At 66.2% G+C, this 10,049-nt stretch carries 7 protein-coding genes; 5 read left to right on the plus strand and 2 right to left on the minus strand.

The genetic code is table 11. The features are described 5' to 3' along the window. Nucleotides 1–44: 44 nt before the first annotated feature. The 3 genes from sucB (at nucleotide 45) to QRN45_RS06540 (ending at nucleotide 2,938) form a co-directional block, all read left to right on the plus strand. Nucleotides 45–1,814 (plus strand): 2-oxoglutarate dehydrogenase, E2 component, dihydrolipoamide succinyltransferase, encoded by a 1,770-nt coding sequence (sucB, locus tag QRN45_RS06530; RefSeq protein WP_284762735.1) that lies wholly within the window; start codon nucleotides 45–47, stop codon nucleotides 1,812–1,814. A 125-nt stretch (nucleotides 1,815–1,939) separates the two neighbouring features. Beyond that, nucleotides 1,940–2,311 (plus strand): hypothetical protein, encoded by a 372-nt coding sequence (locus tag QRN45_RS06535; RefSeq protein ID WP_078105539.1) that lies wholly within the window; start codon nucleotides 1,940–1,942, stop codon nucleotides 2,309–2,311. 198 nt (nucleotides 2,312–2,509) lie between these two features. Next, on the plus strand, nucleotides 2,510–2,938 hold the full coding sequence (locus QRN45_RS06540) for an OsmC family protein (protein WP_078105540.1): 429 nt from the start codon (nucleotides 2,510–2,512) through the stop codon (nucleotides 2,936–2,938). Between the two features lie 76 nt (nucleotides 2,939–3,014). Here QRN45_RS06540 and QRN45_RS06545 read toward each other — a convergent pair whose 3' ends face one another. Continuing rightward, entirely contained in the window at nucleotides 3,015–6,569 is a 3,555-nt protein-coding gene (locus QRN45_RS06545; protein WP_284762736.1) for a S41 family peptidase, read from the minus strand. A gap of 83 nt (nucleotides 6,570–6,652) precedes the next feature. Here QRN45_RS06545 and QRN45_RS06550 point away from each other — a divergent pair, with 83 nt between their 5' ends. Then, complete coding sequence (locus tag QRN45_RS06550; RefSeq protein ID WP_284762737.1) at nucleotides 6,653–7,552, plus strand: TIGR01777 family oxidoreductase; 900 nt, start codon at nucleotides 6,653–6,655, stop codon at nucleotides 7,550–7,552. A gap of 4 nt (nucleotides 7,553–7,556) precedes the next feature. Here QRN45_RS06550 and QRN45_RS06555 read toward each other — a convergent pair whose 3' ends face one another. Next, nucleotides 7,557–9,185, minus strand: a complete 1,629-nt coding sequence (locus tag QRN45_RS06555) for a serine/threonine-protein kinase (RefSeq protein WP_284762738.1) — start codon at nucleotides 9,183–9,185, stop codon at nucleotides 7,557–7,559. Between the two features lie 143 nt (nucleotides 9,186–9,328). Between QRN45_RS06555 and lipB the strand changes: the two genes are divergently transcribed. Beyond that, nucleotides 9,329–9,997 carry a lipoyl(octanoyl) transferase LipB gene (lipB, locus tag QRN45_RS06560; RefSeq protein WP_284762739.1) on the plus strand — a complete coding sequence of 223 codons (669 nt, stop codon included), beginning with the start codon at nucleotides 9,329–9,331 and terminating at the stop codon, nucleotides 9,995–9,997. Nucleotides 9,998–10,049: the final 52 nt, after the last annotated feature.

The raw sequence follows: 10,049 nt of genomic DNA on the forward strand, positions 1-10,049 counted from the left end.
AACACTCATCCGCACTAAAGATCAATAAGGAGAACGGGGACGACATGTCTGAATCCGTTAACTTGCCCGCCCTTGGTGAAAGCGTCACCGAAGGCACCGTCACTCGCTGGCTCAAGCAGGTTGGTGACCGAGTGGAAGTCGACGAGCCCCTGCTCGAAGTTTCCACCGACAAAGTAGACACCGAAATCCCGTCTCCTATTGCCGGCATCATCGAAGAAATCCTCGTAGCTGAAGACGAGACCGCCGAAGTCGGCGCTCCCCTGGTTCGGATCGGCAGCGGCAGCAACGGCGCTGCAGCGCCTGCAGCCGCGCCTTCGGAAGAAGCACCGGCAGCCCCCGCACCTGAAGCAGCACCGGCCCCTGAAGCAGCACCGGCTCCCGCAGCCGAGGAAGCCCCCGCTCCTGCAGCTGCCCCTGCAGCACCGTCCGGTGAAGCCTCGGGCCACGACGTGACCCTCCCCGCCTTGGGCGAAAGCGTCACCGAAGGCACCGTCACCCGCTGGCTCAAGGCCGTCGGCGACACCGTGGAAGTGGACGAACCGCTCCTCGAGGTCTCCACCGACAAGGTCGACACCGAGATCCCCTCCCCCGTGGCAGGCACCTTGCTCGAGATCCGCGTCAACGAGGACGACACGGCCGAGGTCGGCTCCGTTCTTGCAGTCATCGGCTCCGGCGCCCCCGCCGCGGCGGCACCGGCACCTGCAGCCCCGGCACCAGCAGCAGCACCGGCTCCCGCCGCAGCAGCACCCGTCGTTGAATCCGTACCGGCACCGTCAGCTCCCGCACCGGCAGCTCCCGCACCGGCAGCTCCAGCACCGGCGGCCGCTCCCGCAGCTCCGGCACCTGTTTCCGCTCCGGCAGCGTCTTCAAGCGAATCCGGCTACGTCACCCCCCTCGTCCGCAAGCTCGCCAATCAGAGCGGTGTCGACATCACCACCGTGACGGGCACCGGCGTCGGCGGCCGTATCCGGAAGCAGGACGTGCTCGCCGCGGCCGATGCCAAGAAGGCAGCAGCCGCCGCCCCCGCCCCCGCCCCGGCAGCCCAGGCAGCCCCCGCCAAGCCTGCTGCCGCCTCTGTCGCGGCATCCTCGCTCCGCGGGACCGTGGAGAAGGCTCCCCGCATCCGCCAGGTCATCGCCCGCCGCATGCGCGAGTCCCTCGAAACCTCAACGCAGCTGACGCAGGTGCACGAGGTCGACATGACAAAGATCGCCAAGCTCCGCCTCAAGGCCAAGGGCTCCTTCGAAGCCCAGAACGGCGTCAAGCTGACCTTCCTGCCGTTCATCGCCAAGGCCGTAGCCGAAGCACTGAAGCAGCACCCCAAGCTGAACGCGGCATACGACGAGGGCAAGCAGGAAATCACCTACCACAACGCGGAACACCTCGCGATTGCGGTGGACACCGACAAGGGCCTCCTGGTCCCGGTTATTTCCGACGCCGGCAACCTGAATCTTGCCGGCCTGGCCGGCAAGATCGCCGACGTCGCCGGCCGTACCCGCCAGGGGAAGATCGGTCCGGACGAGCTGTCCGGCGGTACCTTCAGCATCACCAACATCGGTTCCGTTGGCGCACTGTTCGACACGCCGATCATCAACCAGCCGCAGGTGGGCATCCTGGGCACCGGCGCCATCGTCAAGCGCCCGGTCGTGGTTGCCGACGAGAACGGCGATGACTCGATCGCCGTCCGCTCCATGATGTACCTGTCGCTGACGTACGATCACCGCCTGGTTGACGGTGCCGACGCGGGCCGCTTCCTGCAGACCCTCAAGGCCCGCCTTGAGGAAGGTTCCTTCGAAGCCGACCTGGGCCTCTGATAACAGCCATCACGACGACGGGAAGGTCCTGGCGGGAAACCGCCGGGACCTTCCCGTTTTTCACTCCCGGACATTGTTCCGTGGCTTTGCTACGGCTCGTAGAAGATTCTGGCTAAGCTGGAGCCATGACTATCCTCTTCAACGTCCTGCTGTTCTTGCACATCGTCGGCGCAGCCATGATCGTGGGCTACTGGATCGCCACCTTGAAGCAGCCGACCGTCCACCCGCGCCAGCGGGACGGCGCCTTCGTGCAGCTGATCACCGGTATTGCCATGATGGGTCTCCTGCCCGTGCTCCACAATCAAGATCCGGCCGAATTCGGCGATCCCAACTATTTCAAGCTCGGCATCAAGTTCGCCATCGGCCTCGCAGTTGCCGTGATGGCCGTCATTGGTGCCCGCAAGGTCAAGAAGGGCGAACCAGTCTCCACAGGTTTGGCCCACGGCGTCGGCGGCCTGGCATTGCTCAACATCGCCATCGCCACGATCTGGCAGTGATCCCGTATAGCTGCTGACTCAAGCAAACTTCGCGGCCGCCCGGACCTTCCGTCCGGGCGGTCGTTGCCGCTTAAACCGGGCCAGTCACAATCCTCTGAGAGCGGACAAGCGGTGCGCCGCCGCCGTCGAATCCCTAGGATTGATCCCGGCGGCATCCGGCATCCGGATGCCAATTCGCAACGACGCTGAGGAGTGGACATGGCTACAACACGCACCGCACACACCGTATGGAACGGCAACCTGATCGAAGGCGCAGGCAACACCACGCTGGACAGCTCCGGACTCGGGACCTTCAACGTCACCTGGAAGGCCCGCGCGGAGTCCGCAGAGGGCAAGACCAGCCCCGAAGAGCTCATTGCCGCCGCACACTCGGCATGCTTCTCGATGGCGTTCAGCAACGGCGTCGCAGGCGCAGGCTTCACGCCGGAAGAGGTCAACACCAAGGCCGACGTCACCTTCCAGCCCGGCGAAGGCATCACGGGCATCCACCTGACCGTGAGCGCACGCATCCCCGGCGTTTCCGAAGAGGAATTCCAGCGCCTCGCCGAAGACGCCAAGCTCAACTGCCCGGTCTCCCAGGCACTCCGGGCAACCCCGATCACGCTGGATGCCACGCTCGCGTCCTAGCGGCAACCCGTCCCAAGCAGCGAAGTCCCCGCCTTTCCTTCCGGAAGGGCGGGGACTTCGTCTTGCGGGCCTCAAGCTAGCCTTGTTGCGGCCTCGCGGGCAACGCAGCCGGGCGGAGCTTGCGGTAGCCTTCGCGCAGCGGTGGCCGGTCCGTGGGAAGTTCCTGGACCATTTCCTTGAGTGCGCCGATCCCGTACTCCAGCTGGGGATCGGTGCCAGCCGCATAAGCGTGGGGCGGGAACACCACCTCGATGTCAGGCTCAACACCGAAGTTCTCCACGCTCCAGCCGATGCCGCCCGAGAACCATGTGGCATAGCGCGGCTGGGTCACGCCGGTGCCGTCTGCCAGGGAGAAACGGTTGTCGATGCCCACGACGCCGCCCCAGGTCCGGGTGCCGATGACCGGTCCGATGCCGCGAAGTTTGGACACCTGCGTGATGATGTCGCCGTCGGAGCCGGCGAATTCGTCTGCGAGGATAATGACCGGTCCGCGCGGGGCGTGCTGGGGGTAGGTTCGCGGCTTTTCGCCGCGCGGCATGCTCCAGCCGGTGACCTTGCGGCCGATCAGTTCGGCCACGAGCTGCGAGGTATGGCCGCCCCGGTTGCGCCGCACGTCGACAATCAACCCGTCCAGCGCGGTCTCGGTGTCGAGATCGCGGTGGAGCTGCGCCCAACCATTGGCCATCATGTCCGGGACATGCAGATAGCCGAACTTTCCGTCCGAGGCCTCGCGCACCGTGCGCCGGTTGGCGTGCACCCATTCCTGGTACCGCAGGCGTTCCTCATCCTTCACCGGAACAACGGCGATCCGCCGCTGCCGGCCTGCCGCCTCACCGTGCCCGCCTCCGTTGAGGAGGGTCAGTTCCACGGTCCGGCCCGCGGCGCCCACCAGTTGTTTGGCCGGAGTACGGTCCTCGGAGAGCCCGACGCCGTCGATCGCCAGGACAACGTCGCCTACCTTCGCGTCGGCGCCCGGCCGGGTCAGCGGCGAGTTGGCCAGGGGGTCGGAGGAGTCGCCCGCGAGGATGCGTGTGATCTCCCAACCATCTTCCGTGAGATTGAGGTCGGCACCGAGCCTGCCTTGTCCATTGCTCCCGGGTTCGCACACCGCTGCCGGACGCACGTAGGCGTGTGACGTGCCGAGCTCGCCGTGCAGTTCCCACAACAGGTCCACCAGGTCGTCGTGCGAGCCCAGGCGTTCGACGACGGGACGGTACCGTGCATGCACCGTATCCCAGTCCTGGCCGGCCATGTCTTCGGTCCAGAAGAAGTCCCGCTGCAGCCGCCATGCTTCGTCGAATGCCTGTCCCCATACAGCCAACGGGTCCATGACCACCCGGATCCGGTTCAGCTCAACCTTGACAAGGTCTCCGGATTCTTCCTCGGCCTTGGCGTCGGACGGGACGGCGATGACCTGCTTGTCGTTGACGAAGACCAGTTTCCGGCCGTCTCCGGACAGCCGGTAGCGCTCGACCTCGGACGCAAGCGTGACTTGCTTCAGCTTCGTAAGGTCGTAACGGACCAAGGCCGGGGCGGGTGCCTTGTCCTGCACCTTGCCACGGCCGTCTCCCGTGACACCTGAAAGCGGGGTGTCTAGCCACAACAATGCTCCGCTGGAGGCCGAAAGCGCCGAGTAGTTGCCCTGCGGTACAGGTACGCCGATGACGCGCAGCGGCAGCCCTTCACGGTCCACGCGGACCGTGACAGTCCCGGCACCATTCCCGGTATCGTCTTTCGCGCCGTCCGCCGCGTCGTTCTTCCCGTCGCGGAGGGCGTCCGCTCCATCTTCGTCCAGCAGGTCCACTACCGGGCCGAAGGGAGACGGAGTGGCTGCAGCGAGTGCCACGAGGTACGGCTTGATGGGGCTGGGGAAGGACAAATCAAAGGCGTGGCCGTCGTAGACGGGATCAAAGCTGCGGTTCGACAGGAACGCCAGGAATTTGCCGTCGGGAGTGAAGGCGGGCGATTCGTCGCAGAAGCGGCCGTCGGTGACCTCCACGATGTCCTGCGCGTTGGCGGTGTTTGCCATGCGCAGCTTGCTCCGCGAACCGAAGGACGTCACAGGTTCGGACCATGCAATCCATTGGGAGTCCGGCGACCATGCGAGGCCGTCGATGCTTCCATCCCCCACGCTGACAAGCAGCGACAGGGCGCCGCTCGCGGTGTCGGCCAGGTAGACGTCCCCGAACGCAGTACCTACGGCAAGCCACCGGCCATCGGGACTGGCTTCGAGGGCGCTGGGACGGGCTGCCCTGGGGAAATCGATCCTCAGGAGATCGCTCTGTGCATCTTCGGCTCCGCTACGTGTGGCGCCAACGGGGGCACCCGCGGGGTCCGCCGACGCGACGGCGGCGCCCGCGGAAACAGCCCCGGGCTCCGCGTGCAGTTCCGGCTCCCGGACTCCGGACGCCGCGGGCTGACCCGTGATCGCCGACGCCGAGACGGGGCGGGGCAATTGTCCGGCCCCGGCTTCTTCAGCCTCAGGGCTCGCCGGTACGGGGTCCTGGACTGGTGTTTCGACGGCTGGCTGCGAAAAACGCGGCGCGATCCTCTTGATGTACAGGGAGTCGACGCCGTCGTGGTCCGCTACATAGGCGATACGACCGTCGACGAGAGGCCGGGGAAGCCTTGCCCGCACGCCGGGAGTCGCTTCGACCACCCGGGACGGTCCGTCTTTGTGGCGCAGCCAGTGGATGGTTCCGTGGGATTCCACAGCGCTGGCCGAGCCGGCTGCGTTGGGGACGACGTCGCCCACGTGGGCGGCAACTTTGAGGGGTGCCGGCCGGCGTGTCTGGGATGCCGAACCCAAACTGATGTCCAGCCGTACCGCCTCGGCCTCGGCCTCAAGCGTCGGCAGGATCCACAACTCGCCCGCCGATTCGAAGATGACCCGCTTGCCGTCGCTCGCCGCGTGCCGGACGTAGAAGTCCTCGTGATCGGTGTGCCGGCGCAGGTCCGAGCCGTCCGGCTGTACTGAATAGAGGTTTCCGTAACCCTCGTGGTCCGAAAGGAAAGCGATGCGTCCGCCTACCCACAACGGGTCCGCGAGGTTCCCGTTGAGCTCGGGCACCAAGCGGGCGAACTCGCCGTTCCCGTCGGCGTCGATCCACAGTTTTCCGGCGGTGCCGCCACGGTACCGCTTCCACCATGCGGGTTCGCGGGAGAGCACGCTGGAAAGGACAACGGGCCGCTCGTCCCCCACTTCCGGGCCGAAAGCCACCGATTCGACGGGGCCGAACGGAAGCTCGACGGCGGGGCCGCCGTCGAGCGGCAAGGCGTAGGCATGCGTGTGCCGTCCCTCGGCCTGTTCGAAGGCCGAGGTGACCACGACGTCACCCGTGGAGGTGAATCCCTTGACGCGGGTGGTGCCGTGACCGAAGTAGCTCAACTGCCGGTACCCGCCGCCGTCGACATTCGCGGTCACCACCTCGGGAGCGGCCCCGACGATCGTCGTCCAGACGAGCCGCTTTCCGTCCGGGGTGAACCGGGGATTGCGTGCAGGGAGCTGCTGGGCCGAAATGCGCCACGCGCGGCCTCCGGCCACGGGCGCGATCCAAACGTCGTCTTCGGCCACGAAAGTGATCAAATCACCATGCAAATGCGGGAAACGGAAGTAGCTGGAGGAGGTCATTGTTCGATCATAGTCAAAGGAGAAGCGAGCCCTTTGAGGCCTGCCGTAGTGCCGAAGTGATGCTTGCCATGATGTGATGAGGCATGCGAATCGTGATATCGGGTGCTTCAGGATTCATCGGAACCGCGCTCTGCGCGCGTCTTCTCGGCAGCGGGCACGACGTCGTCCGGTTGGTCCGGCGTGCGCCTGCGGGAACAGGCGAGGCATATTGGGATCCGGCCGCGGGGCAACTGGATGAGGCGGTGCTCGACGGCGCAGACGCAGTGGTCAACCTTTCCGGGGCGGGTATCGGGGAGCGCCGCTGGACCAAAGCACGCGTGCGCGAGATTATCGACTCACGCTTGCGGACAACAACAACACTCACGACGGCGATGGCACGGCTGGGAACTCCGCCCGGAACGTTTCTGAGCCAGTCCGCATCGGGATACTACGGCTCGTCCCGGCCCGGCCTGCTCCGGGAGGACACGGGGCCAGGCAAGGGCATGCTGGCCACCCTGTGCGTCGATTGGGAAGCCGCCGCCCGCACGGCACCTGCCGGCGTACGAGTGGTGACGCCGCGTACGGGCGTCGTCCTCAGCCCGGACGGCGGAGCGCTGGGGCCACTCCTTCCGTTGTTGAAGATCGGCTTGGGCGGACCTTTGGGAAACGGCCGGCAGTACTGGCCCTGGATTTCCCTGGTGGATGAGGTTTCCGCTTTCGAATACCTGCTCGATTCCTCCCTCGAAGGTCCCGTCAACGTGTGCGCCCCGGAAAGCGCCGACGTCAACGCCATCGTTGCGCAACTGGCGGCTGCCCTGCACCGGCCGGCGTTCCTCCGGGTGCCCGCGCCGGCCCTGCGCCTCGCCCTCGGCAGCCATCTGGCAGAGGAACTTGTGCTGGCCAACCAGCGCATGGAACCGGCGCGGCTGATGGACTCGGGCTTTGCCTGGCAGCATCCCGCGCTGGCGGACGCCGCCCGGTGGGTGGCAAGCGGCGGCAAGTGACCGCCTACGCCTGCCCGGCCAGGATCTCCGTGATCCTCCACGCGTCCCCGCCACGCAGGAGAACCACCCGGAGCTCTTGTGGTTTGCCGGGGGGACGCGAGAGGACAACATTCCCCGAAGCGTCCCGTTCTTCATAGGCGGAGGTTTCCACTGTGACGGCAACAGTTGCCCGGTCCAGGCTGGAAGGTCCCTCCACATACACGCTAGTCAAGGTCGTGGAAAAGCCCGCGAGAACTACGCCTGCATCGATCAACCCGTCCCTGAGCTTTCCGTCCGAAGCCGCAGCCACCGAGCCCTGCACGTTGACGTGTTCCAGCAGCTCGAACTTCCCCGAACGTAGCGCCATGTCCCGGATCGCCGACAGTCCCCTGATGGCTTCCTCGGGATGTGGTGATCGGATCTGTTCCCGCGCCGCCGCAGGAAGTTCCGCCGCCGACGGGACTTTGTCGAGCACGGCCTCAGGAGTCGAAGCGGAAGCCGGCGGCCCGGCCCCCGGCCCCAGGTCGCCAGCCCGCCAGGCTGTGCCGGCCCACAGCACGGTCACTGCTCCGGCGCCCGCGGCTATCCCGAGGACGAGCACAATGGACGCCACCCGCCGTCGTACGGAAACCCGCACGACAGCCCGCCGTCGCGCCCGGCCTGCCGCCGGCGAACGGTGGCGGCTGAAAAGCGCCGCGATACGGGCGCGCCTTGAGCGGGGATCGGGAGTACGACGCCGGGTCGTCAGTTCAGGGACAACCGTCGCATGTACCGAGGCGGAAAGGTCCACGGCTTCCGGCGCGGCGCTCCTGTAGACGGCAACACCCAAATCGGCGGCGGAAGGCCGCTGCTGCCCGTCGGGATGGAGGCCGGCCTCGATGGCAACGGCCAGGGCGGTGGGGACCGCGGGCACCAGTAATGTCAGGGGCGGCCGGCGGGCCGCCGTGTCGGGAGCGGAACCGGTGAGGCAATACCAGCCAAGGGCGGCGAGGGCGTACGTATCGCGTTGCGGTTGGAGTTCCGCGCTCCCCCGGACAACCGGATCGGGGGCCACGAAGCCCGGAGTTCCCGAGTCCGGGACCCCTAGAGCGTCACCCACGACGCGGGAGATGCCCAAGTCCGAAAGCAGCGGCTTCCCTTGGGCGGTGAACAGCACGTTCCCGGGGGAAACATCGGAATGCGTCATGCCTTGGCCGTGCAGATAAGCCAAGGCCTGCGCGAGGGGCGTCAGGATAGTCACCGTCTCGCCCACGCCAAGACGCCCCCTGCTGGACACCAACTGACCGAGGGATCCCCCGGGGGCGTAATCCATGACCACGCCCCCGCCGCCGGCGAAGGATCCTGCCAGCTCAACGACGCCGCGGACCTTGACGAGGTGATCGTGGTCCAGCCGGGACAGGAGCCGCACCTCGCGGAGCATGGATGAGGTCGCCGCGCCTGGAGCCGACGCCTCCGGTTTCCGGCCAAGGCATTTCACGGCGAAATTGCTTCCTGACCGCAGCTCCGTTGCCAGCCACACCGTGGCGCTGCCGCCAGACCCCAACTCGCGGACCGGAACAAAACCCGGGATCACGGGGCCGGAAGGTTCTGTCCCCGAGGAAGGCATATCCCTGCCGTGGTCCTGGCCACTCCCGCCGGGCGAAAAAGTCTCCATACCTCAACAAATACCGGAAATCGCGGATTGCCGCAGAAGTTATCCACAGGCCAGGGGCCGGAGCCTAGCGGGCAAGCCGAGTACGACTGAGAGCTTGGCCACAAAATCACGGCCTGCGCCCGGCGGGGTCTAAGCTAGTCCCCATGACTCTTGAGTTTTCACAGCTGGGTCTTGCCCCGGATTTCGTCGACTACATGCAGGGCTGGGATACCCAGCGCGAACTCCACAACAAGGTTGTTGCCGGCGAGAAACCCAGCACCGTCCTGCTCCTTGAGCATGCCGCGGTCTACACGGCAGGCAAGCTCACGGAGGACCACGAGCGCCCGTTTGACGGCACGCCCGTCGTTCCGGTGGACCGTGGCGGAAAATTGACCTGGCACGGGCCGGGCCAACTCATTGCCTACCCCATCCTCAAGCTGAAGAACCGCGCTGGAATCCGTGACTACGTCGAGCGCCTCGAAGCCGTCATGATCGTGATCATGGAGGACTACGGGATCAAGGCCACGCGGGTCAAAGGCCGGGCGGGAGTCTGGGTCCTCGCCGATGACAAGGGTCCGGACCGCAAGATCGCTGCGATCGGCATCCGTGTCCTGGACGGTGTCACCATGCATGGCGTGGCAATCAACTGCAGCAACGACCTCGCTCCCTACGCGCAGATCATCGCCTGCGGCATCACCGATGCCAGCGTCACCACCATGTCCCTCGAGACTGGCAGGACCATCAATCCGGCCGACATTGCTGAGCGCTTCATCGAAGAGTTCCGCAAGCACGAAGAAGCACTCGTATCCAGCCCCGAAGGAGCACTCCAGTGACCCTGGCACCTGAAGGCCGTAAGCTGCTGCGCGTTGAACAGCGCAACAAAGC

It is taken from the genome of Arthrobacter sp. efr-133-R2A-63 (assembly GCF_030209795.1).
In the GTDB taxonomy this organism is placed as follows: Bacteria; Actinomycetota; Actinomycetes; order Actinomycetales; family Micrococcaceae; genus Arthrobacter; species Arthrobacter bambusae_A.

Coding starts and splice junctions, on each gene's coding strand:
- QRN45_RS06540 (WP_078105540.1), top strand. CDS start 2,510: ATGGCTACAACACGCACCGCACACACCGTATGGAACGGCAACCTGATC.
- lipB (WP_284762739.1), top strand. CDS start 9,329: ATGACTCTTGAGTTTTCACAGCTGGGTCTTGCCCCGGATTTCGTCGAC.
- QRN45_RS06535 (WP_078105539.1), top strand. CDS start 1,940: ATGACTATCCTCTTCAACGTCCTGCTGTTCTTGCACATCGTCGGCGCA.
- QRN45_RS06550 (WP_284762737.1), top strand. CDS start 6,653: ATGCGAATCGTGATATCGGGTGCTTCAGGATTCATCGGAACCGCGCTC.
- QRN45_RS06555 (WP_284762738.1), bottom strand. CDS start 9,185: ATGGAGACTTTTTCGCCCGGCGGGAGTGGCCAGGACCACGGCAGGGAT.
- QRN45_RS06545 (WP_284762736.1), bottom strand. CDS start 6,569: ATGACCTCCTCCAGCTACTTCCGTTTCCCGCATTTGCATGGTGATTTG.
- sucB (WP_284762735.1), top strand. CDS start 45: ATGTCTGAATCCGTTAACTTGCCCGCCCTTGGTGAAAGCGTCACCGAA.